The sequence below is a fragment of the Maritimibacter sp. genome, from assembly GCF_016774595.1.
Classification (GTDB): domain Bacteria; phylum Pseudomonadota; class Alphaproteobacteria; order Rhodobacterales; family Rhodobacteraceae; genus Maritimibacter; species Maritimibacter alkaliphilus.
Window position 1 is genome coordinate 810,772 of sequence record NZ_JACBWT010000001.1, and the last position, 26,962, is coordinate 837,733.

Sequence of the window (26,962 nt, forward strand, 5' to 3'; positions counted from 1 at the left end):
CGCCCAACCGGAAAGCCGGGGGCGTTCATCGTCCCAGACCTCTTTAGCGGAGTGATTAACGTGGCCCGCAATCCGGAAGACAAATCGCCACGGCAATCGCGATAGCCCCAGACCCGCGTCAGGTCAAGGTGGCCGATGTTTTACAGCACCGTTACGCGCGGGTCATGGGGCCTATACGCAGGTGCAGCATTCTGGGGCGGAATGAGGCAACCGGGCATGGGTCCATGGTGCAGGTCATCGTCAACGCCGGACAGAACGGGCTGGAGTACGACCACGCCGCGCTGTCCCGGGCGCTGGCCGATCTGCCACCGAACGCCCCCATCGTGATCCTGATCCACGGCTACAAATACGCCCCCGGCACAGGGGGGCATTGCCCGCATCGGACGATCCTTGCCGAACGGGCCCCGCGCCGGAACTGGAAGGTCATTTCGTGGCCCCGGCATCTGGGCATCGGAGGCCGGGCCGAAGGGCTGGTCATCGCGTTCGGCTGGAACGCCATCGGGTCGATCTGGCAGGCCTATCGCAGCGCGGGAGACGCGGGGCGCGCGCTCGCAGGGCTGATCGCCACGCTCGACCGCCCCGTTCACATGCTCGGCCATTCGCTCGGCGCCCGCGTCGCGCTGTCGGCCACCGCCCATGCCCCGGCCGGTCGGATCGGTCGGCTGGTGCTGATCGCGGGGGCCGAGCTGCGGTCGCGCGCGCGGGCCGCAATGGCTTCGCCCGCAGGGCGGCTGGCGGATGTGCTGAACGTCACGAGCGGCGAGAACGCGGTCTTCGACCTGATGCTGGAGGCCGTCATGGGCTTTCGCGGTCGCGCTCTGGGTGCGGGGCTTCCCGGTCTCGCAGGCTGGACCGACCTGCCCGTGGACACCCCTGCGACGCGCGCGCGGCTGGCCCGTTTTGGCTACCGCATCGGCGCGCCCTCACGAAAAATCTGCCATTGGAGCCTTTACCTGCGCCCCGGCCTGTTCCCGCTCTACGCCGCCGTGATCCGCGGCGACCTGCCGTTTGCGTGGCTCGGCGAACCGACCCACTCCCGCGCCCACCTCTTGCCCTTCGCTTGGAATACGTCATCCTGACCCCCGACAAGGAGGCTCACATGACCAAACCCATCGAACTCCACTACTGGCCCACCCCGAACGGCTGGAAGATCACCATTGCGCTCGAAGAAATGGGCCTGCGCTACGACGTGCACTACGTGAACATCGGCAAGGGCGAGCAGTTCGAGCCGGACTTTCTGAAGATCGCGCCCAACAATCGGATGCCCGCCATCGTGGACCCGGACGGGCCGGACGGCGCGCCCGTTTCGATTTTCGAAAGCGGCGCGATCCTACAATACCTCGCCCGCAAGACCGGGCAATTCTGCGGCCCGACCGAGCGCGACCGCATCGCCGTGGACCAGTGGCTCATGTGGCAGATGGGCGGCCTTGGCCCGATGGCGGGACAGGCGCACCATTTCCTGACCTATGCCCCCGCGATGGACCCGCCCAACGACCTGCCCTACGCCAAGGATCGCTACCGGGCCGAAACCGGGCGGCTCTATGGCGTGATGGACCGGCGGTTGGCCGAAGCCGAGTATCTGGGCGGCGACTTCTACTCCATCGCCGACATGGCCTGTTATGGCTGGGCGTCTCTGTGGGAGCGTCAGGAGCAGACGCTGGACGACAAACCCAACCTCGCCCGCTGGCTGGACACGGTGGGGGCGCGTGAGGCGGTCAAGGCAGGGATGGTCGTGGGCGCCGAGAAACGGTCGAAACTTCAAGACGACAAGGACGCGCAGAAGGTGTTGTTCAAGCGGTGACGCCCCCGAAACGCGTCATCCTGCACATCGGCCTGCCCAAGACCGGCTCGTCGTCGATACAGGCGTCGCTGTCGGGCGTGGACACGGGCGAGGTGCGGGTGATGCGGTTCGGTGAGAACCTGTTTCACAACCTGCCGCTCGCGACGCTCCTGTCCGACGACCCCGCCCGGATGCGCCAGCACCTGAACCGGGGGCATTCGCCGATGCAGGTCGAGGCACGGCGCGCCCGTTGGGATGCGGCATTCGACACGGAACTCGGACGGCGCACGCCCACGCTGGTTCTCTCCGCCGAGGTCATATCGAACGCGCTGCCCGACAAACTCCACGCGCTCGCGGACCGGATCGAGGCGTCGGGGCGCAGCCTGGAGGTCTTTGCCTATGTGCGTGAACCCATCGGGCTTTACGGATCGGCGCTGCAACAACGGTTGAAACTCTTCGACCGCCTGCCCCGCGACTTCGACCCGTTCCAGTATCGAAAACGGCTGGAGCCATGGCTCGACCGCCTGCCGCGCGAGCGGATCACCTTGCGCGACTTTCGACCCGAGGCGCTGGCGGGCGGCTCTCCCGTGCAGGACTTCGCCGCGCAGTGCCGCATCGCGCCCGATGCTTTCAAAGAAAAACGGCGCAACGAAAGCCTCAATGCCGAGGTGACACGGCTTTTGTGGATCTTCAACGATGCCATGCCCGTCTCGACCGGCCGTCCGCGCCTTGCCGAGGCGCGCAAAGGGTTCCTGCGCCTGTTGAGACAGACCATCGACGGCCCGCGTTTCGCGACGCCCGTGGCCTGCATCGACCCGGACAGGCTGGACGCGGAACTCGACTGGCTCGCGACCAACACGGGTATCGACTATCGACCCGACGTTGCGCCGTTCCGGCCCGACATGACCGCCGCGCCCCTCGACCCAATCATGCGAGAGCTTGCCCCTGAAACGGTTGTGCGATTGGACGGATTGGTCGCCAAAGCCGGTCTGACCCTGCCACAAGGGGCAGGTCCGGGCCGCAAACTGGCCGCGCTCTACCTCGCTCAACTGGCGCCGGAGCCGCAAGAACGCGCACGCACGGAGCGCAGTTTCGCTGCACGCATCAAGGCGCTTTGGCGCTCGAAAGAAACGTCTGGCGGTTAGCCCGCTTCAGCGCCCGGTCAGGCGTCCGCCTTATCCTCGTCCGTGCCGTATTTCTGGAACACGCCGGACTGGGTCATGAAGAAGACGAAGATCGCGAGCGGCAGGCCGAAGGTCTTGAAGTTGACCCACATATCGGTCGACATCGTGCGCCACACCACCTCGTTCAACACCGCAAGCACCGCGAAGAACATGGCGAGGCGCTTGGTGATGATCATCCAGCCCTCGTCGCTCATCGGGACCGTGTGATCCATTATCATCTTGATGTAGCCCTGCCCGCGCAGGATGCCGAACATCAAGATGAGGAAGAAGAAGACATACAGGATCGTCGGCTTCATCTTGATGAACCGCTCGTCGTTGAGCCAGATCGAGATACCGCCCATCACCGCGACCAGCACCACGGTCGCGATCTGGATGGCCGAGATCTTGCCGGTCACACGCCACAGCAGGAAGGTGCAGATCGCCTGTAACGGGATGAACCCGGCGGTGACGGCAAGGAAGCCCTGATATTCGCGCCCGCCCACGGTGAAGCTCATGTCGCGCACGAGCATGTAGCCCACGAAGAACGCGATGATCGGCCCGTATTCGAGCGCGGCCCTGAGCCAGGGGTTCACCTTTTTCTCAGCCGTGTCCTGGGTGTTGGTGTCGGTCGTGTCGGCCATGGTTGGTTCGCGCCCTCGTGCCTCGGATGGATCACCGCCTATTTAACCCCCCATTTCGACGATTACAGCCCCCAGCGCGATCAAACCCATGAGTGTGACCCGTCGTGGCCCCGTGCTCTCTTTCAAGACCAGCCAGCCGATCAGGGCCGCGAATACGGTCGATGTTTCGCGCAGCACCGCCGCCTCGCCCACATCGTCGAGCCGGGTGGCGAGCATGATGGACCCGAACGAGAAATAGGCGACCACCCCGCCGGTCAGCCCCCGCAGCGCGAGAGGGCCGGGCGCGGGGCGGTCGGACATGCGCGCATAGCGGATCGCGGCGACGATGGCGAAGGTGATGCCGTCGAGCATGAAGAACCACGCCAGAAAGGTGAACGGATCGGGGGTGGCGCGGATGCCATAGGCATCGACGGTCGTGTAAAGCGCCACGAACAACCCGGTGACCACCGCCATGGCCAGCGCGGGCTTGAGCTTGTCGCGCCCCACCTGCCAGTGCTTCAGGTTGTATAGCGCGAGGCCGTAGATCGCTGAGACGAGGAGCGCGACGCCCAACCACTGAATTGCCGTGAAATGCTCGCCGAACAGGATACCCGCCCCGATCACGGTGAACAGCGGGCCGGTGCCACGCACGACCGGATAGACCACGGTGTAGCTTCCCAGCGTATAGGTCACGCCCTGCGCGATCTTGTAGAGGATGTGGATCACCATGATCAGCGCGAAAAGCGGGATCAGCGAGGGATCGGGCCACGGCACGACGAAAAGCGCGAACGGCGCGGCCATCAGGCCGTAGGAGGCATCTATCGCCCCACGCGACAGCCACGGATCATGCCGCCCCTTCTGGAGCGCACCGAAAAGGGCGTGAAGCAGGGCCGCGAGTATCGCGAGCGCGAGGGCCGCCGTATGTCCGGCCTCGGTGCCTTCGAGACCGCGAATCCATTCGCTCATCCGCGCTGATTACAGCGACATTCCCCGAGGTGCACGAGGGATTCCGCGGCCCCTGCCCTGCCGCTCGCTGTCGGCCAGACGTGCGGCCATCGCGGCATCCATGGGAATGGTCAGCCGCCCGATCGGCATGGGGCGCGCCGCCTTGTCCTCGGCCCGGTTCACGCGGCGGCGGTTGATGAAGGGCGCGATATCCAGCGCCTCGCGCCAGGCATCCTGTATCTCGACCGTATCGGCGAGTTCGTGAGCGGCGTCCGCCAGCATCCGCCAGGTCAGCCGGCGCATGTATTCGTCGGTGCGAAACGCCCCGATCAGCCCCGCCTCGGCCACGCGCACGGTATCGCCCGCCCGGATCAGCGCGGCCGCGCCCACCACCTCCCAGTTCGCAAACAGCACGGCCCGCGCCAGCACGTCGGCCATGACCGAATACCCCGCCTGCCCGTCCTCGGGATAGGGATCGGAAATCGCAAGCCGCCGCGCCTCGGCGACGAAGGACATCGCGGTGCGGGTTCCTTTCAGAAGGAGCGTGGGTTCTGTTGCTCTGCGTCGGGCCATGCCCTGAAATCTGCTCGTTGTGGTCAGGAAAACCTGACTTGTGATGATGACAATATCGCACATAGCCGTCGAATTTGAAAACAATTGGGCAGAAGTCCCGGTTTTTTTTGCGTCGCCGGGAAAAGCGGTTAACAAGGGAAATCCCGCGCCGATCCACGCCGCCGACGCCCGCTCGGTCCTATGGTCACGCCGGGAAACGCGCGGCGATTCGGCCCTTCGGATTCAAAAGACTTACGCAAGATAAACATTCAGCGTGATCGGGCGCCCATGTATACTGGGAGTATTATTGTCACGGCGTGCCGGTTCGACCGTCCGCCCCGTCATTTCCGTCAGGAGCCGAACGATACACAAACTCAGGCTGCTCAAATCCGCCAAGGTCATCCATATCCTCGTCACGGACCCCTATTCCAATCGTGACATGCTCGACCCTTGGAAACGCATTCTGAACGGCGAAGAGCCGGACATGGACGTGGGCCTTCCCGCTATCATCGACGGGGGAAACCTGCGGTTCGTGAAGGCCGGCACCAGCGATGCCGCGCGGGTCGCGATGGAGCGGCGCAGCTTTGAGGACGTTCCGAAAGAGGGGCTTGTCGCCGTGGTGGTGCCGAACCTCGCCATGCTGATGCTGCACCGTCTGTTCGTCATCTATTCACAGCTCAACGGGTTGAAGGACGAGCGTGAGTTCTATGGCACTGTGAACAGGGACAAGGCGGTCGACTGGCTCGCCCGCAAAATGAAGCTCGACCCGGAAACCAGGCGGGCCCTGCGGCAGGAGGTGCATGACCTCGCGGCCCAAAACGCGTAAGGGTCAGAGCCCGGTCAGCGCCTTGGCGAAATCGTCGGGGTCGAAGGGTGCCAGATCGTCGATCTGCTCGCCCACGCCGATCGCATGGATCGGCAGGCCGAACTTGTCGGCCAGCGCCACCAGCACGCCGCCCTTCGCCGTCCCGTCGAGTTTGGTCATGACCAGCCCGGAGACATCGGCGAGTTTCTGGAAGGTCTGCACCTGGCTCAGGGCGTTCTGCCCGGTGGTGGCATCCAGCACGAGAAGCGTGTTGTGCGGCGCACTGTCGTCGATCTTCTTGATGACCCGGACGATCTTGGCCAGTTCCGCCATCAGGTCTTCGCGGTTCTGAAGCCGCCCCGCCGTGTCGATCATCAACAGGTCGGCACCATCGGCCCGCGCCTTGGTCAGCGCGTCGAAGGCGAGCGAGGCGGGATCGGACCCTTCGGGCGCGGTCAGCACCGGCACGCCCGCGCGTTCTCCCCAGACCTGAAGCTGCTCGACGGCAGCGGCGCGGAACGTGTCGCCCGCCGCGATCACCACCGACTTGCCCGCCGCGCGGAACTGCGAGGCGAGCTTGCCGATGGTCGTGGTCTTGCCCGCACCGTTGACGCCGACGACCAGCACGACCTGCGGGCGGTTCGGATAAAGCGGCAGCGGCTTGGCCACAGGCTCCATCACCCGCGCGATTTCGCTGGCGAGGATTTCCTTGATCTCCTCGACGGAAACCTTCCGGCCCAGACGCCCCTCCGCGATGTTGGCCGATACGCGCAAGGCCGTGTCCACGCCCATGTCCGAGGCGATCATGAGTTCCTCGAGGCTTTCGAGCATGTCGTCGTCCAGCACCCGGCGCACCACGGTCGTCTTGGCCGCGCCGCGCCCCATGAGGCGTCCGAAGAACCCCGGCTTTTCGCCCCGCGTCTCGCCCGTGTCCGGGCTTTGCGTGGGAATTTCCATCGGCGTGAGGTCCGGCTTCGGGTCCGCCGGTTGCGGCGTTTCCATCGGCGTCGGGTCCGGCATTACGTCGGGCGTTTGCGGGATCTCGGACGGCCCCGGCGGCGGTGTGGTCGGCGCGTCGGGCACCGGGTCGCTGTTCGGGGTGGGAATCTCGGTGGGCGGCGTATCCGGCGTCGGCTCGGTCGGCTGGGTCACCGGATCGGGCTGGGGCACGTTTTCCGGTTCCGGGGTCGGCTCGGGCGCAGGCTCCGGTTCCGCATCCGGCCCCGGCCCGGGCGCTGGTGTCGGACCGGGTGTCGGCGTCGGTTCGGGCTGGGCCGAAACGGCCTCTTCCTCGACCCCGCCATCCTCGACGATCGCCTCCAGCCCCTGTTCCAGCTTGGACGAGGATTTGGTCAACCGGTCCTTGAGTTTAGAAAAAAACGACATGACGCCTCCGCAGTTCGTTTTCACCTAATCGCGATTTCCCCGATATGGAAGCCTCAGGCCGACAGGATCATCGCCTGCCCCGCGATGTAGGCGATCCAGATCGCCCAACCGATCCGGCCCGTCAGCGGATTGTCCTCGTCCAGCCGGAAGAGTTGGAAGGCCAGCAGCGTGTCGGAGGCGATGAAGAACGCGGCCCCCAGAAAGGCGGTCCCCATCGGCATGGTCAGCGCGGCAAGGCCCATGAGCGTGATGAGCACGACATAGGCGCGCACCGGCCACCTGAGTTCCATCGTGTAGGGGATGAGCCACACCTCTGCCGCTAGAGCGTAGGCCACGAGAAACACCGCCATCGGCGTGTTCAGCACGAAGGCCTCCCACAGCGGCGACTGCGACAGCACCAGAAAGTGAAACACGTAAAGCAGGTGCGCCAATGCGAAAGCGGCGAGACCGAACAGGAACGTCTGACGCCCGGTCCGCGACAGCGCCATGTCGCCCAGCGCCGACAGGAACAGCCCCGCGACGAGGAAGGCGGTGTTCCCGGCCTGCCACGCCGCATAGGCGAAGAATATGAGCGGCAGAGCCTTGACCACGGTGCGTGGCCAATTCGGCTCGTCCTCGGTCATCGGCAGATAGACCAGTGCTGCGAGGATGCCGGTCCAGACGAGCAGAGGTGCGATCATGACGTCTCCTTCCCCCGCGCGGCAGAATGGCGAGAGGCCGCCACAGGTCAAGGTTTCATTTGCCGCAGTCCCAACAGGCTCTTTCCGCAGCGCGGCACGGGCGGTATCATTTGGGCATGAACCATCCGGTCCGTGCCTATGCCTTCGCCACCCTGACCCCGGTCGTGCTGATCGCGGTCGGCGCGGTCGCGGGCGGGGCATGGGTCTGGGCCGCGTTCCTTTACATGACGCTTTTCACCTTCGGCATGGATCAGTTGATCCGGGCGATGGACCCGCCCGCCGACCCGACCCGCGAATTGCCCGCCGCCGACGGGCTGTCGGCTATGCTCGCCATTCTGCATTTCGTGCTGCTGGCACTGGTCATCCGGGCTTTGGCGACCGGTGGGCTGCATCCGGCGAATTGGTTCGCGCTATTCGCGGCCGCAGGGCTGTTCTTCGGGCAGGTGTCCAATTCGAACGCGCATGAGTTGATCCACCGGACCCGGCGCCCGCTCTTCGAGCTTGGGAAATGGGTCTATATCTCGCTTTTGTTCGGGCACCACACCTCGGCGCATACCAAGGTGCACCATCGGTATGCCGCGTCACGGCAAGACCCGAACTCGGCGCGCGAGAACGAGGGGTTCTATTCGTTTTCGCGCCGCGCGTGGCTGGGGAGTTTCATCGAAGGGTATCGCGCGGAAAAGGCCGACCTCGCGCGACGGGGCACGGGCGGGTTCAACCCCTATGTCACCTATTGCGCCGGGGCCTTGGCCTTCGTCGCGGCCTCGGCGATCGTCTGGGGCTGGGCCGGGCTGGGCGCGCATCTCCTCCTGTCGTGGTATGCGACCACCCAGCTTCTTCTGTCCGACTACGTCCAGCACTACGGGTTGACGCGCACCAACCGCGAAAACGGCAAGTTGGAGCCAGTCGGCCCGCAGCACAGCTGGAACGCCGGGCACTGGTTCTCGCGCCACCTGATGCTGAACGCGCCGCGCCACTCCGACCACCATGCGCACCCGTCGCGGCCCTACCCGGCACTGGCCGCCCATGACGATGCGCCCACCCTGCCGTCGACGTTGCCCGCGATGGCCGCGCTCGCGCTGTTTCCGAAACTCTGGCGTCGGGTGATGAACCCGGTGCTCGCCCGATACAAAGGACGCCCCGCATGATCCGCGCCGCCCTGCTCGCCTTCTGCCTGCCGCTGACAGCCGTCGCCGCGGAAAGCGAACGCCTCACCCCGCAGCAGTTCGAGGAATATGTGACCGGCAAGACGCTGATGTACGGCTTCGACGGGCAGAACTACGGCGGCGAAGATTACCTGCCGGGCCGAACCGTGCGCTGGTCCTTCCTCGACGGGCGCTGCAAGTCGGGGCACTGGTATCCCGACGACGGCAACATCTGCTTCATCTACGAGGACAACCCCGAGCCGCAGTGCTGGTCGTTCTTCCTGCGTGGCTCGACACTGGTCGCCCGGTTCGAGAACAACCCGGAATACGAGGAGCTTTACGAAACCGGGGAAAGCGAAGAACCGCTTCTGTGCCTCGGCCCCGAAGTCGGCGTCTGACCTCAGGCCCCGGCGATCACCTGCGCGGCGGCGGACAAGGCGCCTTCGCCATGCGGGATGGAAAGCGCCTTGAGCCCGGATTCGATCACGCCCAGCGCGCCCAGCATCATGTGAGCGTTGATGTGGCCCATGTGGCCGAGCCGGAAAAACCCGTCGCCGTTCGGATCGCCCGGCGCCGACATGCCAAGCCCGATGCCCAGCGTCACGCCGCCGTTGTCCTGCACCCAACGGCGCAGGCGGCTGCCGTCATGGGCGCCAAGGCTCAACGCCGTCACCGCGTGGGAGCGCATGGCGGGGTCGGCCACGTTGATCTCCATCGGTCCGCCTTGTCCCCAAGCCTCGAACGCGGCCCATGCCGTGCGGGCGAGCACGGCGTGGCGTTTCCAGACCGCTTCGATCCCGCCCTCTTCCGCGATCAGGTCGAGCGCGGCGCGCAGGCCCAGCAGGTGATGCGTGGGCGCGGTGCCCCCGAAGAACTGGTAAAACCGCTCCGGCTCGATCCGCGGGGCCCAGTCCCAATAATAACTGACATTCGGGTTCTGCGCCGCCCGCGCCTTGTCGTTCAGAAACACGAAACCCAGACCGGGGGGCGTCATCAGCCCTTTCTGGCTGGCGGCCACCGTCACATCGACGCCCCAGGCATCCATCTCGTAGACGTCGCAGGCGAGCGAGGCGATGCAATCAACCATGAGAAGCGCGGGATGCTCGGCCGCGTCGATCGCTTCGCGCAGGAGGGGGATATCGTTGCGCACGCCGGTGGCGGTATCGGTCTGCACCGTCAGCACGGCCTTGATCCTGTGTTCGGTATCGGCGCGAAGCGCGGCCTCGACCCGCTCCGGGATGACGGCGGATTTCTTGCCGAAGTCGATGAGTTGCGTTTTGACGCCCAGCCTCTCGCAGACCGTGCCCCAGATGCCCGCGAACCGCCCGGTGTCGAGCACCAGCGCCATGTCGCCGGGGGCGAGAAGGTTCATCGCGGCCGCTTCCCATGCGCCGTGCCCGTTCGCGATATAGATCGCGACATGGCCTTGGGTCCGCGCGACCGCCTTCAGGTCCGGCACCATGTCGGCCACCATGTCGACCAAGGCGCCCTCGTAGATATTGGGGGCCGAGGTGTGCATCGCGTTCAGCACCCGCTCGGGGGACACCGAGGGGCCGGGGATGGCAAGGTAATCGCGGCCGAATGACAGGTTCATGGGAGGCTCCGGTTTTCCGAGGCCAAATCGGTAGCCCCGGCATCGGGCAAGGTCAATCGGTCCGGTAGCCGCGGGCGAGTTTGGCCGGATCGGCCCCTGCGAGGAAACGCGCCTGACGGATCAGGTTTCGGCTGCCTTGGGCCAGCCAGCGGCCCCGGTAGCGCGTCCAACTCGTTTCGACCCATGCATCCAGCGGGCGTGGGCGTGGCAGAGCGCGCACAAGCGCCATGTCCTCCATCAGCGGGACATCGGGATAGCCGCCCGCCTCCATGTAGGCGGCCCGGGAGACGAGCAATCCCTGATCCCCGAAGGAAAGCCCGAAAAGGGCGGAGCGCAGGTTGGCCCAACCGGCGGTCAGGCGTGGGGCGAGGCCCCGTGCGGCGAAGCGCAGGCGGAAATACCCGGGCCCGCCGCGCAGCATGCCGCGCTCGACCGCTTCGACCCAGCCCGGCCCCGGAACGCTGTCGGCGTGCAGCACCAGCATCCAGTCGCCGCCCGCCTTGGCGCAACCGCGTTCGAGTTGCCCGCCGCGCCCCGCATCCCCCGCGATCCAGATCGCCCCGACCTCCTCGGCGATCGCGCGTGTCGCATCCTGCGACCCGCCATCGGTCACGATCAACTCGCGCACGAGACTCGCCTCGACCCCCTCCATGAGCGCGATCAGAACGGCGGGCAGCGTGGCTTCCGCGTTCAAGGTCGGGATCACGATGGAAAGTCGCGCGCGCATCGGGGCCTTTCGCCTGACGGTGGAGCGCCTATATTAACCGCAACACCGACAGGGGAAAGCGATGACCGGGGAAACCCATGAAAACCGGACGATTTTCAGGATCACCGGCGCCGACCGCGTGAAATTTCTGGACAATCTCGTCACCAACAACGTCAAACCCGGCGGCATTGCCTATGCCGCGCTTCAGACGCCGCAGGGCAAGTATATCGCCGACTTCTTCATGGTCGATGTGGGCGACGCGCTGCTCATCGACGTGGACAGCGACCTTGCCCAAACGCTGGGCCAGCGGCTGACAATGTACAAGCTGCGCGCCGATGTGCAGATCGAGCCGACCGAGCTTTTCGCGCTGCGCGGGCGCAAGGATATGCCCGAGGGTGCCTTTCCCGATCCGCGCCACGCGGCGCTTGGCTGGCGGCTTTATTCCGACACGCCCGGCGACGCCCCCACAATGGACTGGGAGGCGTTGCGGGTCGAGTTGAACGTGCCCGCCTCCGGCACGGAGCTGACGCCGGACACCTTCATTCTGGAAGCCGGTTTCGACCGGCTGAACGGCGTGGATTTCAAGAAAGGCTGTTTCGTCGGGCAGGAAGTCACAGCGCGCATGAAGCACAAGACGGAACTGCGCAAAGGGTTCGTGACCGTGGCGGTCGACGGCGAGGCCGAACCGGGGACCGAGATCACGACCGACGACGGGAAGCCGGCGGGTGTGCTCCACACCTGCGCGGGCGACCGTGCCATCGCCTATCTGCGGTTCGACCGGGCCGAGAAGCCGATGACCGCCGGTGACGCGACCGTCACATGGACGCGCTAGACCACGCGATCCTCGACCTGACCGGCGACCGCATTGCGGCCCGCCGCCCCCTTCATGGCGGCGATCTGTCGGCGGTCACCCTCGTCACGCTACAGGGCGGCGGACGCGTCGTCGCCAAGTCCGGCCCGCTGGTGGATCGCGAGGCGCGGATGCTCACCGCGATGGCCGAAACCGGCGCGCCCGTGCCCGATGTGGTCGGGGTCGCGCGAAACATTCTGTTGATCGAAGCACTGGACGAAGGCGCACCCCAGCCGACCGCCTGGGCGAAGGCGGGCGAGGCGCTTGCCATTATGCATGGCGCGACCGGCACGAACTATGGCTGGAATGAGGACTACGCTTTCGGGAACGTCGAAATTTCGAACGCCGAAACGACGGACTGGCCCGATTTCTGGGCCTCGCGCCGCTTGCTTGCCCATGCGCCCTATCTGCCCGGCGGGGTCGCGCCACGATTGGCAAATCTGGCCGAACGTCTTCCGCACCTTCTGCCAGCCGCGCCGCGCCCTGCCCTGCTGCATGGCGACCTGTGGACCGGCAACCTGCTTTGCGGACCCGAGGGCGGCGTCCATTTCATCGACCCGGCGTGCTATTACGGCGACCGCGAGGTCGACCTTGCCATGCTTCACCTGTTCGGAAGCCCCGGTCGCGGCTTCGACGAGGCCTATGGACCGCTCGAACCGGGATGGGAAACGCGGCGCGCGGTCTACACGCTCTGGCCGGCTCTCGTGCACCTCAGACTGTTCGGCGCCAGTTATCGCGGCATGGTCGACAGGCTGCTGAAAGAACTGGGCGTCTGAACGCAAAACGGCCCCGGAGAGCGCCGGGGCCGCTCAATTCCGCGCATTCCGTCGCGTCAGGCGCGCTCGGAATATTCCATGGTTTCAGTGTTCACGATGATCGCTTCACCCTGACCGACGAAGGGCGGCACGGTGATGCGCACGCCATTGTCGAGCAGCGCGGGCTTGAAGCTGTTGGCGGCGGTCTGACCTTTGACGACCGGCTCGGTCTCTTCGATGGTGCAGGTCACTTTCTGCGGCAGGGTCGCGTTCAACGCCTCGGTATCGTGGAACTCGACCACGATGGTCATGCCGTCCTGAAGGAAGGGGCGACGGTCGCCGAGGATCTCGGCCGGAAGCTCGACCTGATCGAAGGTCTCGGTGTCCATGAAGGTCAGCATCCCGTCGGATTCATACAGGAATTGCATGTCTTTCTGCTCGAGACGCACGCGCTCGACCTTGTCGGCGGAGCGGAACCGTTCGTTAAGCTTTGACCCGTTACGAAGGTTGCGAAGTTCGACCTGAGCGAAGGCGCCGCCCTTGCCGGGCTTCACATGATCGACTTTCACGGCGGCCCAGAGACCGTCGTTGTGCTCCAGCACGTTACCGGGACGAATTTCGTTTCCGTTGATTTTGGGCATGTGGCGAAACCGTGGCAAAAGGTTGACGAAGATTTGGCGGCACCTATATCCGGGGGACTGGCTGCCTGCAAGCCGACTAGAATTAGTGTGTCCTCATGGCAAGGTATGCGCTATACGCATGGCAGCCATGCGCTGAGGTCCATATCGAATCGGATACAAAACCGCATATTGGCCAGCACGCCAGCAAGTGCAAGACAAGAACAACAAAAGGACTGGGAATGCTCGACAACGTCGACGGTACTGCCTTCAATCATGAACAAGGGAACCGGGCCCGCAAACTGTTTGCGGCGGTGGTTCTTGCCGCGCTCGATGACGCGATCGCGGATGACAAGAAATACGGCAATGGTCCTGAGCAGATCGCCCGCTGGGCCCGCTCGCGCGATGGGCGCGAAGTGTTGTCCTGCGCCGGCATCGACCCGAACGAACGCGTCGTCTCGGGACTGATGGAATTCGTGGGTAAAGGTGTGCGCACCTCGGTCGCCCTCTCGCGTGAAGAGAGTGAGCGTCGCCACGCTGCGGAAGCTGCCGAAGCCGCCTGATCCGAACGATCACCGGCTACGAGAAAAGCGCGTCCCTGGGGGGCGCGCTTTTCTGTTTGTCACACGGCGTTCGCGCGGGGCCGGTCCGCCAAGAGCCATCCGACAAGGACCACCGCGATCAGGCTGCCCGCGCATTGGGCCACCACGAAACCCGGCAGATCGACCGGGCGGATACCCGCGAAGGTATCGGTCAGACTGCGTGCAATCGCGACGGCGGGGTTGGCGAAAGATGTCGACGCCGTGAACCAGTAGCCCGCCGATATGTAAAGTCCGACCAGCGCGGGGACGGCATCGGGCCGGGCCCTGAGCCCGCCGAGGATCGCCATGAGAAGCCCGAAGGTCGCCACGACCTCGGCCAGCCATTGCGGCGGGCCTGCGCGCACCTGTGTCGCCACCTGTACGAGGTCCAGATCGAACATCGCATGGGCCAGAAGCGTCCCGACGATCCCGCCCGCGATCTGGACCGCGACATAGGCCCCGGCAAGCTTTGGTTCGATCCCGCCGCGCACCAGAAAGGCCAGCGTGACCGCCGGGTTGAAATGCGCGCCGGACACAGGGCCGAGGACGGTGATGAGCACGACGAGGATCGCGCCGGTCGCCAGCGTGTTCCCGATCAGCGCGACCGCGTCATCCGGGCTCAACGCGTCAGCCATAATCCCCGAGCCGACCACGGTCGCGACCAGAAGCGCGGTTCCTAACGCCTCGGCCACAAGCTTGCGTGGCACATCGGGCGTCACGTGGCGCGCTCCTCGGCGCCCATGCCTCCGATATCGTCGAGTTCGCGCTTGAGCGACAGGCTGTCCAGTGCGGCGAGCGGCAGGGCGGTGAAGGCCAGAATGCGGTTGCGCAGCATCCGGTATGCGTCGGAGAAGGCCAAGCGCTTTTCGGCTTCGTTGCCCTGTGCCCCGACCGGGTCCGGCACACCCCAATGCGCGCTCATCGGCTGGCCGGGCCACACCGGGCAGGTGGCCCCCGCCGCCTTGTCGCAGACGGTGAACACGAAATCCATTTCCGGCGCCTCGGCCAACCCGAACTCGTCCCAGCTTTTCGAGCGCAGGCCGGACACGTCGTGACCAAGCGTCTTGAGCAGGTCGATGGTGTAGGGATGGGGGCCGGATTTCGGCTCGGCCCCGGCGGAAAAGGCGCGGAACCGGTCCCCCGCCTCGGCGTTCAGGATCGTCTCGGCGATCAGCGAGCGCGCCGAATTGCCGTGGCACAAAAACAGCACGTTCTTCTTGTCGGTCATGGCATAGCCCTCCATTCGACCCAGCTCGCCCGGTCGGCCCGGCGCACACAGCTCCGGCTGCCCCCCGCAGCACTCATCCAGCAGGAACCCGGCGAGCCCCCGAACCGCCACGAGGTCGGCGGCATAGCGCACCCCCCGCCCCTCGCGGCGCGACACCAACAGCCCCGCCTCGCGCAACTGGGCGAGGTTGGTGGACATGGTGTTCTGCTTGGACCCCATCGCTTCGGCGATCTCACCGGCAAGCAGGCCTTGTGGACCTGCCGCGACGATAAGGCGGAACGCGTCGAGGCGAAGCGGCTGCGACAGGGCGGCAAAGGCGGTTGTGGCGCGGTTTGTATCCATATTTCTGGATTTCCCGATATTTTGATTCCTGTCAAGCGATTCTACACGCTTTCCCTTGCGCTGAGGACGCGCTAACCGGGGGTATGGCAAAGGCGATCATGATACAGGGCGCGGGTTCGAACGTGGGCAAGTCGATGCTCGTCGCGGGTCTGGCACGCGCCGCGGTCCGGCGCGGCATGTCGGTCGCGCCCTTCAAGCCGCAGAACATGTCGAACAACGCCGCCGTCACCGTCGACGGGGGGGAGATCGGGCGGGCGCAGGCCTTGCAGGCAAGGGCCGCGCGCCGCGATCCGGTGGTCGACATGAACCCCGTGCTCCTCAAGCCCGAGACCGACACCGGGGCGCAGGTGATCGTGCAGGGACAGCGTCTTGCCACCATCAAGGCGCGCGATTACGGGCGGATGAAGGGCGACCTGATGCCCCGCGTGCTGGACAGCTTTCAGCGTCTGCGCGCCGATGTGGATCTCGTTCTGGTCGAGGGGGCGGGCAGCCCGGCGGAGGTGAACCTGCGGGCGGGCGACATCGCCAACATGGGCTTTGCCGAAGCCGCCAACGTGCCCGTCGTGCTGGCGGGCGACATCGACCGGGGCGGCGTGATCGCGCAACTGGTCGGCACCCATGTCGTCCTGCCCGCGTCCGACCGCGACCGGATCGTCGCGTTCCTCATCAACAAGTTCCGCGGTGACCCGACGCTGTTCGACGATGGGCTGGTCGAGATCACGCGGCACACGGCATGGCCGTCGCTGGGCGTCGTGCCGTGGTTCGCCGAGGCGTGGCGTCTGCCTGCCGAGGATATCATGGACCTCGCCTCCCCCCGCCCCGGCGGCACCTTCAAGGTCGTTGTGCCGCGCCTGAACCGCATAGCGAATTTCGACGATCTGGACCCGTTGGCGGCCGAACCGGGAGTCTCGGTCGAGATCATAGCGGCGGGAACGCCGCTGCCCGGTGATGCCGACCTCGTCCTGATCCCCGGCTCGAAATCCACGATCGCGGACCTTGCCCATTTCCGGGCGCAGGGGTGGGACATCGACCTTGCCGCCCACATCCGGCGCGGCGGTCACGTTCTGGGCCTCTGCGGCGGGTATCAGATGCTTGGGCGGCGGATCGTGGACACAGACGGGCTCGAAGGTCCGCCGGGGGAGGTCGAGGGGCTGGGGCACCTCGACGTGGTCACGACACTGGAGCCGGAAAAACGCCTTGCGCTCACCGAGGCGGTCGACCGCGAAAGCGGGATCGGTCTGACGGGCTACGAAATCCATCTGGGCAAGACCGAGGGGCCCGACACGTCGCGCGGCTGGCTGACCGTGTCTGGAAAAGCCGAGGGCGCCGCCGATGCGACGGGCCGGGTTCGCGGGTCATACCTGCATGGAATGTTCGATTCAGACGCGTTTCGCCGGGTTTTTCTGGCGAGGCTCGGGGCGCCGACATCGGATATGTCCTACGGCGCAGCGGTGGACGCGACGTTGGATGCGCTGGCCGATCACCTCGAAACGCATCTCGACGTCAGCGCCCTTTTCGCGCTGGCACGTTGATCCTTACTTCGAAAGACTGACGTCGTTCAGTCGAAATCCTTGAGCGCAATGGCGCGTGCGATTTCACGGCGGACCATGCGGCGCAGATTGCGCGTGATGCGCTCGCCCATCGTGCCTTGCAGTTCCTCGCGAACCAGCCGTCCGACGATTTCGCGCAGCATGTCCTCGTCGATCACCATGTCGTCGGCGGTGTTTTCGCCGATCTCATAGTCGCCCATGACCTGCTCTGGTTCCGCCGCATAGGGCGCATCGTAATCGTCTTCGTCCTCGTCGATATCGGGCACCGCATAGGCCGTGGGCGTGTCGACGACATCCTCCCACTCCTGCACGTCGATCTCGGCGGCCTCGGCAACGCCCATCGGGTCGGGGTCCGGCAGATCGACCACCGGCTTCTCGTCCACAGGCTCAGCCTGGTCCGGTTCGTCGAAACGCGGTCCTGCGGCGGCCCCTGCGTGACGGAAGATCACGGTCGCAGGTCCGTCCTGCTCTTCCGAGCCATCGGGTTCCCAATCCTGCGTCGTGCTGTCGGTCACCACGGATTCCAGTTCCGCGATCCGGTCTTCGAGCGACGAGACGAGTTCGTCCTCATCGTTCACCTCGACGAAGCCGGCCTCGGGCACATCGTCCTCGACCGACTCGCTTTCATCGGACGACAAAGCCACTTCCGGCTCGTCCCAGTCCTCATCCGTGTCCTGGTCCACCGGCTCGGGTGCGGCGGACACGGCACGCTGGACGAGCGATTCGACCGAAGCCATCGGTTTTTCCGCAGGCTGCGACGTGTCGGCCTCGGCGGTATCGTGCCCTTGTGCGTCGGTCATAGCCGCCGGGTCCGCCTTGTTCGTCACGACGGGATCGGCCACCGTATCGACGCGGAAAGCCGGTGTAAGCACGAGTTTTCCGACCGGTTCACGGCGACGTTCCTCACGCCGCGGCGCACCGCTTTCCGACACGAGTCGGCGCACTGCGGACAGCACGTCTTCGATTTCAGCGTTGGTTACCGGTTCCGACATGGATTCGTTCTGCCTCGATCAGCCTCGGCCCCAAGAATACCCACCCGACGCCCTTCGGGCAATCCGCTGGACGGCATTAACCCATGCTTCAGTTAGGAAACCCTTAAAAACTCAGCGTTTTCCCAGAGCTTCCAGAATGTGCTCGAGTTTTTCGCCCTGCGGGCTGACCACGCGCAATGGCGCGTCCTGCACGGCGTTGTAGTAAGCCGACGGGTCATAGGTGGCGATCCCCAGCCGCAGATGCTCGGCAGTCAGGAGGCCCATGGCAGCAAGCAGGTTGTAGATTGCGGCATACTGGTCGGAGCGGGCCTGAATCTGGCTCGCAAGCGCGTCGAGCAATTCTTGCTCGGCGTTCAGCACGTCGAGCGTCGTGCGCGCGCCCAGCGTCGCCTCTTCCCGCGCGCCCCGTAGGGCCACCCGGCTCGCCCGGATCTGACGGTCGGTGGCCTGAAGGCTCGCGCTCGCGATCGACAGTTGCGCCCAGGCGTTGCCGACCGTCTGTTCGATGCCCTGCACGGTCACGAGCAAGGCGGCCCGCGATGCTTCGGCCTGTGCCAGCGCCTGCCGATAGAGGGCGGACAGGCGACCCCCGGAATAGATCGGGCCGGACAGCGTGAGGCCGCCGGACACACCAGCCGAATTGCGGTTCGATGTCGTCGTTCCCACAGGTGCGGGGGCATAGGTCGTCGTCGTGCTGACGCCGGTCTGCGCCGTCACGTTCGCGGTAAGCGTCGGCATCGTGCTGAGTTTGGAAAGTTCCACCGACATGTCCGAAATGCTCACCGCCCGCTGCGAGGCGAGGATATCCGGATGACGCCCGCGCGCCTGCGCCTTGGCGGCCTCGACCGTCGACGGGATGCTGGGCGGTGCCGGCGGGGGCGACAGGCGACCGGGGTAATGCCCCGTCGCGGCCTTGTAAGCCTCACGCGCGACCATCAGGTTGCCTTGCGCCGAGGCCTCCGCCGCCCGCGCGGCCGCAAGGCGGGCTTCGGCCAGCGAAACGTCGGTCTGGGTGATCTCACCAACTTCGAACCGGTCCCGCGCCGCGCGCAATTCCTGCGTGATGAGACGCACCGAGTTGGCCTGAAGCGCCACGGATTCGTTGGCGGACAGCACGTTGAGATACGCGGTCACGGCGTTCAGCAGTACGTTCTGCTCGACCCCGACAAGCGCCTCGCGCGCCATCATGACGTTTTCACGCGCGATCTCGATCCGCTTGTCGGTCGCGCCGAAATCGAACAGCAGAAGCTGCGCCGACAGGGCCAGCGTGCCGCTCCACGTCTCGGACGGGAGGCCGGTGGGCGACGTGCGCCGCAGATCGGGATCGCTATACCCGAGGTTGGTCTGGGCGGAATAGGAGATGACCGGGCGCAACGCGGACACGGCGACCGCGACGTTTTCGTCCTCGGCGCGCAGAAGCGCACGCTGCTGTGTCAGCAGGCCCGAGGTCTTGTAGGCCGAAACCATCGCGTCCGACAGCGTTTCGGCCCCTGCGGCCAGCGGCGACAAGGCAACCGTCATGGCCGCGAGCGACCCCGCCACCCGTTGCTTCAGCGTCAGCTTCTGTGTCATCCGGTGCCCGTCCCTGTTCTGGTCATCGCGTCAGAGCGCGAAATCCTTGGTTTTGGTGAACCCCGGCAGGACCGGCGCGGAGGCGTTGAAGGCGAACCGCCAGTTCACGGCTCCGTCAATCTTGTACCCCACCTTCACGATTCCAAGGTTGCCCTCGGTAAAAAGTGCGGCGATGCGACCATTTTCACGCAGTTGATCGGTTAACGTCGCGGGAAGTGTTTCCACCGCACCTTCGATCAGAATGACGTCGTAGGGACCGTGTTTGGCCGCGCCATCGACCAGAGGCGCCTTAATGACGGCGACATTGTCGACACCGTCCGAGGCCAGACGGCCCTCCGCCTCGCCCGCCAGCCCGTCATCCTCTTCGACCGCGACGACGAAATCGGCAAGCCGCGCCAGAACCGCGGCACCGTAGCCCAGCCCGGACCCGACCGTCAGGACGAGCTCGGTGGGCTGGATCGACAGGGCATCGAGGATTTTCGCGAAACTGCGCGGCTCGAGCATCACACGCCCGGGCGCCAGTTCGATCTGGGTTTCGGTATAGGCCGCCTCGCGCTGGTCGTCCGGCACGAAGTCCTCGCGGGGGACGGTCAGCATGGCGTCGATGATCGGATATTTGGTGACGTCGGAGGGGCGGACTTGCGTATCCACCATCATCGTCCGGCGGGTCTGAAAATCGCTCATGGGATCCCGTCCTGTGTGGCGCTTTGGCTTGGCCAAGGTCTTGCCACAGAACCCCGGGGGCCGCAACGGTGCGCGACCCTTCGGCAGCCCGCGCGTTCCCCTCCCGTTACCCCCTTGCACCACGCCGCCCCTTGGGCTATCTCCCCCGCACCCTTCGGCGAGTTGGCGGAGTGGTGACGCAGCGGATTGCAAATCCGTGTACACCGGTTCGATTCCGGTACTCGCCTCCATTTCTTTTCAATGACTTAGACGATTTCCCGCGAAAGCGGGGAAGCCCGTCTAAACATTTGTCTAAACATTCTGTTTTTGTTCTGTTCGCATCTTCTGCGCTTGGAGCGCCCTAACGCGCTGCCGCACCTTCTTGGTGTAGTGCAGCACCATCGCCGGGCTTTGGCCCGTCACGGAGGCGATCAGATCGTCCTCACATCCAGCCTCAAGAAGCTCGCAGGCCGCGTTGTAGCGCCAGCTATGAATGTCGTACTCGGTCGCGCCGATTTGCTTACGAACGGTCATCACGGCGTGGGACGCGCCGCGATAGGACCAGCGGTTTGTGCCCCGGTCATTCGTGAGGATGAACACCGAATGACGGCTGGCCGCATCCAGCGCAGTTTGCAGTTCGGGCAGGATCGGAACCCAGAGTTCCTTACCGGTTTTGTTCTGCTTCACGACGAACGCGCCGTCCTGAATGTCAGACCAGCGCATTTCGAGCACATCGCCGATCCGCTGGCCCGTGCAGACGCAAAGCTCCATCACGAGCCGTTCGCGCGTCCCAAGCGGACACGCCTCGCGGAAAGCGTCGAGTAGCTCACGGGGCCACGGCTCACGCCCTGCCCTCTCGGTTTTGATCTCTGGCACCCCCTTGGCAGGGTTCGTCTCACGCCAGCCCAGATCGACACAGTGCTCCATGAGCACACGCAGAACTCGAAGCGAATAGTTCGCGAAGTACGGTTTGTCTGCGTTGGCATCGCGCATCCGAATGACGTCTTTGCGTTGCATATTGGCGGGGTTGGCATCTGCCATGATCGAAAGGAAGAAGTTCAGGTACTTGTCATAGTCCAACGCCGTGCGCGGCTTGAGACGTTTGTACCTGGGGGATTTGTGGTAGTCCTTCACCAGAGCGGTGAAGGACCTATGTGACGCCTTTGGCGCTCCAGTCATTCCAGCGATGAGGCTGGCGTACTCGGTCCAGAACTCAGGCGTCCCAAATTCGGACTTGATCTTTCGCGTCTTCCAACCCCGACGCTGGAAGTACAATCCGTTCCGCTGGCGGTAGATGTGCTTCGGAAGCTCACGTTTTGTCATGACGCATGTCTATCCTCTCAAATTCGTCCTGCTCCGCGCGTTTCGAGAGCACAAGCTCAATGCGTTTGCCGTCGAAGGTGACTTGGCTAACTTCCCGTCCGGCCCGCTCAAACGCGGCCAGCAAGCCAAGTGCTTTCTGTGCGATTGTCGTTGCCATTTGCCGTATCAGCCTCCAGATCCTTTCCCTTGCCGTAGTTCGCGCGCCTAGTGGCGAATGAACGAGAATGTTCATGCAAACATCGTCTGGGGGAGAATCTAGAAGGGGGCTGAATCTGCGGCAAGAACTCCAAAACGAATTGCCAGAATTGCACCCCGCGCGCTGTCGCTGAACGCTTGGCGCTGTGTCACTAAATGCATAGAGTAAATATATAGGAACTTTCGGCAAACCTGCAGTTGCCCCAACGCAACACCAATTTCCGTAAAGTGCGCACTGATCGCACAAAATCCTTGACGCGATTTTCGCCCGACAGCTGTCCCGGATGACTTCGCCGCTGTGTCACTAAATGCATAGAGGAACAAGGGGGGAGGACGCACCGGCCCTCCTCCGATAGATGGAATCTACGGAGGGCCGGAGCTGTGACGAGCAGAGTTCTGAGAGTCGCTTTCGAAAGCCGTTGGCAACTGCCAATCTCAGGACGCGCAGAACGCGCCGTTAAACGGCCTTCTCATCCGCAGCGGCACTAGCCCCACCTCGGAGCCGCTGACGGGCCTCTAGGGCGCCGTCTAAACGGCTCTCCGTTGGTTCTAGCTATCTGATTACGGGCGGTCGATTGCCGACAACGCGAACAACGCACCCGAGTCCTGTATGTTGATCGCGCTTAAAAACACGATAGGGCGACAACGGAAGGTCGCTACAATAGTCACATACAGGGACTCACGATGGCAGGGCAGACACCAAAGGCTCGGCTTTTGTAGAGAGGAAAAGTTGGGCGCGCTCGGTTGTGTGTGGACCAGCAAACGAATCTCCATTCGCACGAAGGCCTTGGAGAGACGAAAGTGTAAGCAAATCTGAAACGGAGGCCTCGAAGAAACTACCCGCCAGCAGATCGCGCTCTCGAGCAACCGCCCGAATGGACCGTATCAGAACGAGTAGACTGGCTGCAAGCGCTTACGGTGCAGGATGTACGGTGCTTTGTTCCCGGTCCAATCCACAAAGGCAAAATGCGGAGCTATTGTGGCCACCTCTACAGGTGCCACCGCGACCCCCAACATCTCGTTGATCACCTGTGCTCTGAGAGCCTCGTCTAGGTGGGGGCAGCTAACAAAATCAGAAAATAATAGATAGACTTCCGATGAACGGCGCAGTTCATTTTTTTCCGCCAACAGACGCTTGCGCACACTCTTTGCAATATGACCCTTGATAGCTGAAAAGTCACCCTCCGCTTTACCAACCAAAAAAAGAATGCACAAAAAGGAAAAATATGAAAACTCCGTCTTTTGTGCGGCACTTCTCAAAAATTCCTGAACCGGCGGCTGCTTTGCAAAAAGGTTCGCATCAACGAGTGAAGCCAATACCACGATGTTGCAGACTTCAATCGGCACGCATCCAGCTTCTTCGTTAGAAGCGTAGTTGGTAAACAGCTCTGATAACTCAAAGATGATCAAAGCGTCAAGCACCTGCGAGCCTTCCTCACCTATGCGCCCGGCAACTTGCCGGGCCAAGCCTACCGCCTTCTGACAACGGAATATTGGAGCAACACGAAAATCCGACGCGAGACTATAGAAAAGTATGCGAAGAAGCCCTCTTAGGCGAGTTGAAATATCTTCCGAGTACCCTTGCGCCTCACTCGGCGTCATCTTTGAGAGGATTAGCAAACTTTCAATAATCTTGCTATAAATTGGGCTGCTAACTTCACTAAAAGTAGATTTTGTCTCGGCAATCACATGCCTAATTTCTTCGAGGGTTGCACGATATGCCTTTGAAGTCTCTTTGATAGTCTTTCTTGCGACGTCCGCCTCCCTGCTATCATCAAGGGTATCGCGGTTTCTAGTCAGGCTGCGTGCGCTGATTTCAATCAGAGCTCCGCAACTGTTTTCCACACCCTTCTTGGCTCGAGTAATGTTGGTCACGAATGGCCTGAAAAAGTCAGATTGTTTCCGCGTGTTGGGATAAAGCTTGTATTCTTCAAGGCAGGCCTCAACGCACTTTGTGAGGCTATCTATCGTCTCGGGGTTCAACGCAAACAGGAAGAAGTCGTCAACGTACCGCCGGATTGTGAAGTCTTTCCCAAAGACAAGCGGTTTCATCTTTTCGATTATGTTTAAATCAATCCGCTGAAAGATCACTTCCGCAAAAACCCGTGAGAACTCGGGCCCAACTGGGATTCCATTCGTTTCGTTATAGTTGGCTTTCTGCATGATCTGGTCGAAGCGCCCTTCAAATGAGTACTTCGACGAGTGACTCTTGGAGAAAGCTTTCTCTTTAACGGCCCACGTCACGGAATGGGAGTATATATTAAAAAAACACTTGGAAACGTCGATGGTACGTAGATAGGGGAACTTTGTTTCCAGCCGCATTATCTCATTAGACTTATAGAATCCATCAAGCAAGGTGTACTTCCTCAAAGAGAAAAACGATGCAGCATAATCGACGCCCGACATGCCGTCCTGCGGGGCCTGACTAATGAAATCGTCCTGCGACTTTGACAAAAGTTCAGCTTCCCTCTCAGAAAGGAAAGGCACTACCTCAGCGGGTGCCCTTAGCGATGCAGGGCTCTTGTTACATTGTTCAAGCAGTGTGGCCGAATACTCGTACACAAAATCCGCGAAATCACATTGCTTCAATGGATGGACAATGCTCAGGGTGTTTTGGGAGTTCGATCCTTTGCGGGCGGTGAAGTTGAAAGGAATAGTGTAGGCGTCTATTCTCAAAGGTCTCCGGTAGTCTGAGTCCGTCAGCAAGCGCCTTAGTTCGTCCGGGAGCGTATTGACCACCAGTTCCGACGCAAACATGAACTCATTAGAGAACACCGTGGGGACCTCGTACGGAAGGGTTTCTGTGAGAACAGCACGCCTTTTTAGCTTTTCAAAGTTAAGCATGTCGCCAAACCTTTCTCGCCATGGAGGCCTCACGGCGCGACAATCGTATCGTCATTTTCTTGTGGAAACCCTGTTTGAAGGATAACTTCCGAAGCCGGTCTTTTTGTCCTGCGGTTAGCTTCGTCTGAATATCGTGAAAGAATTCACTATTTGGTCGCCACAAAAGGGAGTGAAGAAAACCATCCAACTGATTCAATTCAGGTACTGCTTGGTCCGAATGCAGGATTGGGCGCCCCCGCAAACAGCCGTAGTTTCCACACGCGCGATAATTGTAAAAAATGCCCGTCTGGACCCGAGACTTTCGAGAGCCACTAGTCTGCCCTGAGCGACGGATCGACATATTACTGCTTAGTAAGCGCAGTCGCATAAGCAGCAGCTCGCCGTCTCCCGACTTTACAAAGTCTTTTAACGCAAGGATCGTCCGAGTTTTGCGCTTTTTGATCTTGCTGTCCGAAATTGTAACACGCACTGCACGTGAGTTTTGACCACGAATGCCCTGCGACACGAGAAACTTGTAACCCAAGAAATCGATTTTTGTAGGTAGTTCCGCACAAGGGCTTTTGTCAGTATCCTTCAATGTCGGAATCGGATGAACTCTTGTTTTTTGCTTGTTTAGCTTCAAATCTTCACCACACAAACCCTGTATATGCTTAATAGTACTATCTGGATCGCCGATTGTGAAAACAACAAAATCATCAGCAAATCTGAAGTATCTATATACGTTCGGTAGTTTGCGAATGGATTCATCGAATTCCTTTAGACGGAGCTCGGAGAGCGTCGCGCTTAAGCCAAGGCCACGCGGGATTCCGGGAGTTGCAGATTCAAGAATATTGTTTTTCTCAAGGCCGTCTAAGATTCGCCTAAGGTATGGATGGGTTCGCGTGTCCGCATAGATATCTTCTATTACCTGACCTACGTCGATATTCTCATAAAAGGAAGAAAAGTCACATCTGATTACATGGGATGGTGTGGCATCAAATAGCGCCTCCAGCGTACCTTGAACAATGCTATCTCTGCTTGTCGGCCGAATTCGATTTAATTTTGCAACAGCCGCGGCGGCCGCTCGAAGCGACAGAACGGTAATATAGTCGTCCAGTAAAAAAAGTTGGCGTCCCCCTTGAACAGAAATTCGCTTATGCCCAAAATCTAGAGAGTCATCGACTATTTTCTGCGCCGCTTCTTCTATGATGGTATCAAAATCGGTCTCTAAGTCAACGTCGTAGCGTTGGGAGTCGCCTGCTCTTGTGGCGTTCTTTAACGAGTTCTTAGAGAATGGATGTGAATACATTGAAATTAATCCGCAAGGGCTGATTCATGGTTAGCAACTCTTGACTGCGAAAGCTACAATCAGATTTACGCCTCCAAAAGTGCTGGCTATCAATCGATCTTTTTAGGTGTACGCTTTGACTTGCTTCAACGCTGCATCCGATTTGCCTCCTTGACGTCGGCTTTAGTAAGGTGTCTGTCACTATTTGTGGAATACGTGCATATGTCCTCGCTGACGGGCAGCTGCTTTCCAATGCTTCTTCCTCGCTCCTTCTGGCTCTAGGTGTGAGTACTTGCCTTTTGAGAATTTTGGCCAATCGAGCGCAAAGCCCAACCTTACCATTTCCGCGCTTAGATCCCGGCCGTCAGGCAAGTAGCAGGTTGCGACCAGTCGGTCGTAGGAAATGTCTTGCTCAAGCTCAGCGGTTATCACTGCTCCCTTGCAGAGGCGGACCAATTCCCATTTTGCCTTCTGACCCCAAGGGTGATCCAGTTCCGGTGCATCAATGCCCGCGAGGCGCAATCTGACTTTGCCGATTTGGATCGTATCACCATCGATCACGTAACATTTGCCAGTGATAGTCGTCTCGAGATTGCGATCAACCACTGGCGGATGCTTGGCCGGAGTTGTAGTGCGCGGCACTGGCCTAGGCCGGGCAGGACGAGTGCTTCGATTGGGGTCAAATCGAACGAACTCTTCGGTCCTGTGGTACTGCTTTGTGGTTTTGCTCTCCGAGCTTGATGAAAACAGGAGTCGAAGAACACGGGTCAACATGCGTTTGGTCTCAAAATTTCTTTCATGATTCCA

At 62.3% G+C, this 26,962-nt stretch carries 28 protein-coding genes, 1 tRNA gene and 1 riboswitch; of the genes, 11 read left to right on the plus strand and 18 right to left on the minus strand.

Annotated features, from left to right (window positions below):
• Positions 1-22: 22 nt before the first annotated feature.
• Positions 23-101: riboswitch (SAM riboswitch) on the minus strand.
• Between the two features lie 123 nt (positions 102-224).
• The 3 genes from HOY44_RS04040 to HOY44_RS04050 are packed head-to-tail and all read left to right on the plus strand — an operon-like array spanning position 225 to position 2,925.
• Positions 225-1,079 (plus strand): alpha/beta hydrolase, encoded by an 855-nt coding sequence (locus HOY44_RS04040; RefSeq protein WP_287433181.1) that lies wholly within the window; start codon positions 225-227, stop codon positions 1,077-1,079.
• Positions 1,080-1,099: 20 nt separating this feature from the next.
• On the plus strand, positions 1,100-1,801 hold the full coding sequence (locus HOY44_RS04045; protein ID WP_287433182.1) for a glutathione S-transferase N-terminal domain-containing protein: 702 nt from the start codon (positions 1,100-1,102) through the stop codon (positions 1,799-1,801).
• Positions 1,798-2,925, plus strand: coding sequence for a hypothetical protein (locus tag HOY44_RS04050; protein ID WP_287433183.1), 1,128 nt, complete (start codon positions 1,798-1,800; stop codon positions 2,923-2,925). The genes HOY44_RS04045 and HOY44_RS04050 overlap by 4 nt, the downstream gene beginning before the upstream one ends.
• Before the next feature lie 17 nt (positions 2,926-2,942).
• On the opposite strand, the gene HOY44_RS04055 is transcribed toward HOY44_RS04050, so the two are convergent.
• The 3 genes from HOY44_RS04055 to HOY44_RS04065 are packed head-to-tail and all read right to left on the minus strand — an operon-like array spanning position 2,943 to position 5,081.
• Positions 2,943-3,584, minus strand: coding sequence for an inner membrane-spanning protein YciB (locus tag HOY44_RS04055; RefSeq protein WP_287433184.1), 642 nt, complete (start codon positions 3,582-3,584; stop codon positions 2,943-2,945).
• A 42-nt stretch (positions 3,585-3,626) separates the two neighbouring features.
• Complete coding sequence (locus HOY44_RS04060) at positions 3,627-4,529, minus strand: EamA family transporter (RefSeq protein WP_287433185.1); 903 nt, start codon at positions 4,527-4,529, stop codon at positions 3,627-3,629.
• 9 nt (positions 4,530-4,538) lie between these two features.
• Positions 4,539-5,081 carry a hypothetical protein gene (locus HOY44_RS04065; RefSeq protein WP_287433186.1) on the minus strand — a complete coding sequence of 181 codons (543 nt, stop codon included), beginning with the start codon at positions 5,079-5,081 and terminating at the stop codon, positions 4,539-4,541.
• 286 nt (positions 5,082-5,367) lie between these two features.
• On the opposite strand from HOY44_RS04065, the gene HOY44_RS04070 reads away from it, so the two are divergent.
• Positions 5,368-5,886: a hypothetical protein gene (locus tag HOY44_RS04070; protein WP_287433187.1), complete on the plus strand. Its 519-nt coding sequence runs from the start codon at positions 5,368-5,370 to the stop codon at positions 5,884-5,886.
• A 3-nt stretch (positions 5,887-5,889) separates the two neighbouring features.
• Here the strand turns inward: HOY44_RS04070 and ftsY are convergent, their stop codons facing one another.
• A complete protein-coding gene (gene ftsY / locus HOY44_RS04075) occupies positions 5,890-7,251 on the minus strand; it encodes a signal recognition particle-docking protein FtsY (protein WP_287433188.1) in 1,362 nt (453 codons plus the stop codon).
• A 53-nt stretch (positions 7,252-7,304) separates the two neighbouring features.
• A complete protein-coding gene (locus HOY44_RS04080) occupies positions 7,305-7,931 on the minus strand; it encodes a lysoplasmalogenase family protein (protein ID WP_171042846.1) in 627 nt (208 codons plus the stop codon).
• A gap of 116 nt (positions 7,932-8,047) precedes the next feature.
• Here HOY44_RS04080 and HOY44_RS04085 point away from each other — a divergent pair, with 116 nt between their 5' ends.
• Positions 8,048-9,079, plus strand: a complete 1,032-nt coding sequence (locus HOY44_RS04085) for an alkane 1-monooxygenase (RefSeq protein ID WP_287433190.1) — start codon at positions 8,048-8,050, stop codon at positions 9,077-9,079.
• On the plus strand, positions 9,076-9,474 hold the full coding sequence (locus HOY44_RS04090) for a hypothetical protein (protein WP_008334740.1): 399 nt from the start codon (positions 9,076-9,078) through the stop codon (positions 9,472-9,474). The genes HOY44_RS04085 and HOY44_RS04090 overlap by 4 nt, the downstream gene beginning before the upstream one ends.
• A 2-nt stretch (positions 9,475-9,476) precedes the next feature.
• Here the strand turns inward: HOY44_RS04090 and HOY44_RS04095 are convergent, their stop codons facing one another.
• Complete coding sequence (locus tag HOY44_RS04095) at positions 9,477-10,670, minus strand: pyridoxal-phosphate-dependent aminotransferase family protein (protein ID WP_287433193.1); 1,194 nt, start codon at positions 10,668-10,670, stop codon at positions 9,477-9,479.
• Positions 10,671-10,722: 52 nt separating this feature from the next.
• Positions 10,723-11,397 carry a glycosyltransferase gene (locus tag HOY44_RS04100; RefSeq protein WP_287433194.1) on the minus strand — a complete coding sequence of 225 codons (675 nt, stop codon included), beginning with the start codon at positions 11,395-11,397 and terminating at the stop codon, positions 10,723-10,725.
• A 61-nt stretch (positions 11,398-11,458) separates the two neighbouring features.
• On the opposite strand from HOY44_RS04100, the gene ygfZ reads away from it, so the two are divergent.
• Entirely contained in the window at positions 11,459-12,208 is a 750-nt protein-coding gene (gene ygfZ, locus HOY44_RS04105; RefSeq protein WP_287433195.1) for a CAF17-like 4Fe-4S cluster assembly/insertion protein YgfZ, read from the plus strand.
• Positions 12,196-13,002 carry a fructosamine kinase family protein gene (locus tag HOY44_RS04110; protein WP_287433196.1) on the plus strand — a complete coding sequence of 269 codons (807 nt, stop codon included), beginning with the start codon at positions 12,196-12,198 and terminating at the stop codon, positions 13,000-13,002. The genes ygfZ and HOY44_RS04110 overlap by 13 nt, the downstream gene beginning before the upstream one ends.
• Positions 13,003-13,058: 56 nt before the next feature.
• On the opposite strand, the gene efp is transcribed toward HOY44_RS04110, so the two are convergent.
• Entirely contained in the window at positions 13,059-13,622 is a 564-nt protein-coding gene (gene efp / locus HOY44_RS04115) for an elongation factor P (protein ID WP_008334727.1), read from the minus strand.
• 218 nt (positions 13,623-13,840) lie between these two features.
• On the opposite strand from efp, the gene HOY44_RS04120 reads away from it, so the two are divergent.
• On the plus strand, positions 13,841-14,161 hold the full coding sequence (locus HOY44_RS04120) for a DUF6280 family protein (protein WP_008334725.1): 321 nt from the start codon (positions 13,841-13,843) through the stop codon (positions 14,159-14,161).
• A gap of 59 nt (positions 14,162-14,220) precedes the next feature.
• On the opposite strand, the gene HOY44_RS04125 is transcribed toward HOY44_RS04120, so the two are convergent.
• Together HOY44_RS04125 and HOY44_RS04130 are read right to left on the minus strand one after the other, a co-directional pair.
• Positions 14,221-14,898: an aquaporin gene (locus HOY44_RS04125; protein ID WP_287433197.1), complete on the minus strand. Its 678-nt coding sequence runs from the start codon at positions 14,896-14,898 to the stop codon at positions 14,221-14,223.
• A complete protein-coding gene (locus HOY44_RS04130) occupies positions 14,895-15,749 on the minus strand; it encodes an arsenate reductase/protein-tyrosine-phosphatase family protein (protein ID WP_287433198.1) in 855 nt (284 codons plus the stop codon). The genes HOY44_RS04125 and HOY44_RS04130 overlap by 4 nt, the downstream gene beginning before the upstream one ends.
• 83 nt (positions 15,750-15,832) lie before the next feature.
• Between HOY44_RS04130 and HOY44_RS04135 the strand changes: the two genes are divergently transcribed.
• A complete protein-coding gene (locus HOY44_RS04135) occupies positions 15,833-17,281 on the plus strand; it encodes a cobyric acid synthase (RefSeq protein WP_287433200.1) in 1,449 nt (482 codons plus the stop codon).
• A 26-nt stretch (positions 17,282-17,307) separates the two neighbouring features.
• Here HOY44_RS04135 and HOY44_RS04140 read toward each other — a convergent pair whose 3' ends face one another.
• The 3 genes from HOY44_RS04140 to HOY44_RS04150 form a co-directional block, all read right to left on the minus strand.
• On the minus strand, positions 17,308-18,291 hold the full coding sequence (locus tag HOY44_RS04140; protein WP_287433202.1) for a hypothetical protein: 984 nt from the start codon (positions 18,289-18,291) through the stop codon (positions 17,308-17,310).
• Between the two features lie 111 nt (positions 18,292-18,402).
• A complete protein-coding gene (locus HOY44_RS04145) occupies positions 18,403-19,863 on the minus strand; it encodes a TolC family outer membrane protein (protein ID WP_008334719.1) in 1,461 nt (486 codons plus the stop codon).
• A gap of 30 nt (positions 19,864-19,893) precedes the next feature.
• Entirely contained in the window at positions 19,894-20,547 is a 654-nt protein-coding gene (locus tag HOY44_RS04150) for a protein-L-isoaspartate O-methyltransferase family protein (RefSeq protein ID WP_287433204.1), read from the minus strand.
• A 156-nt stretch (positions 20,548-20,703) separates the two neighbouring features.
• On the opposite strand from HOY44_RS04150, the gene HOY44_RS04155 reads away from it, so the two are divergent.
• A tRNA-Cys gene (locus HOY44_RS04155) sits at positions 20,704-20,777 on the plus strand.
• A gap of 61 nt (positions 20,778-20,838) precedes the next feature.
• Here HOY44_RS04155 and HOY44_RS04160 read toward each other — a convergent pair.
• The 5 genes from HOY44_RS04160 to HOY44_RS04180 form a co-directional block, all read right to left on the minus strand.
• Positions 20,839-21,849, minus strand: coding sequence for a tyrosine-type recombinase/integrase (locus tag HOY44_RS04160; protein ID WP_287433206.1), 1,011 nt, complete (start codon positions 21,847-21,849; stop codon positions 20,839-20,841).
• Positions 21,836-22,006, minus strand: a complete 171-nt coding sequence (locus HOY44_RS04165; RefSeq protein WP_287433207.1) for a hypothetical protein — start codon at positions 22,004-22,006, stop codon at positions 21,836-21,838. The genes HOY44_RS04160 and HOY44_RS04165 overlap by 14 nt, the downstream gene beginning before the upstream one ends.
• Positions 22,007-22,929: 923 nt before the next feature.
• Complete coding sequence (gene drt3b, locus HOY44_RS04170; RefSeq protein WP_287433209.1) at positions 22,930-24,888, minus strand: antiviral reverse transcriptase Drt3b; 1,959 nt, start codon at positions 24,886-24,888, stop codon at positions 22,930-22,932.
• Complete coding sequence (drt3a, locus tag HOY44_RS04175; RefSeq protein ID WP_287433210.1) at positions 24,881-26,176, minus strand: antiviral reverse transcriptase Drt3a; 1,296 nt, start codon at positions 26,174-26,176, stop codon at positions 24,881-24,883. Before drt3a ends, drt3b begins: the two co-directional genes overlap by 8 nt.
• 180 nt (positions 26,177-26,356) lie before the next feature.
• Positions 26,357-26,929 (minus strand): thermonuclease family protein, encoded by a 573-nt coding sequence (locus tag HOY44_RS04180; RefSeq protein WP_287433211.1) that lies wholly within the window; start codon positions 26,927-26,929, stop codon positions 26,357-26,359.
• Positions 26,930-26,962: the final 33 nt, after the last annotated feature.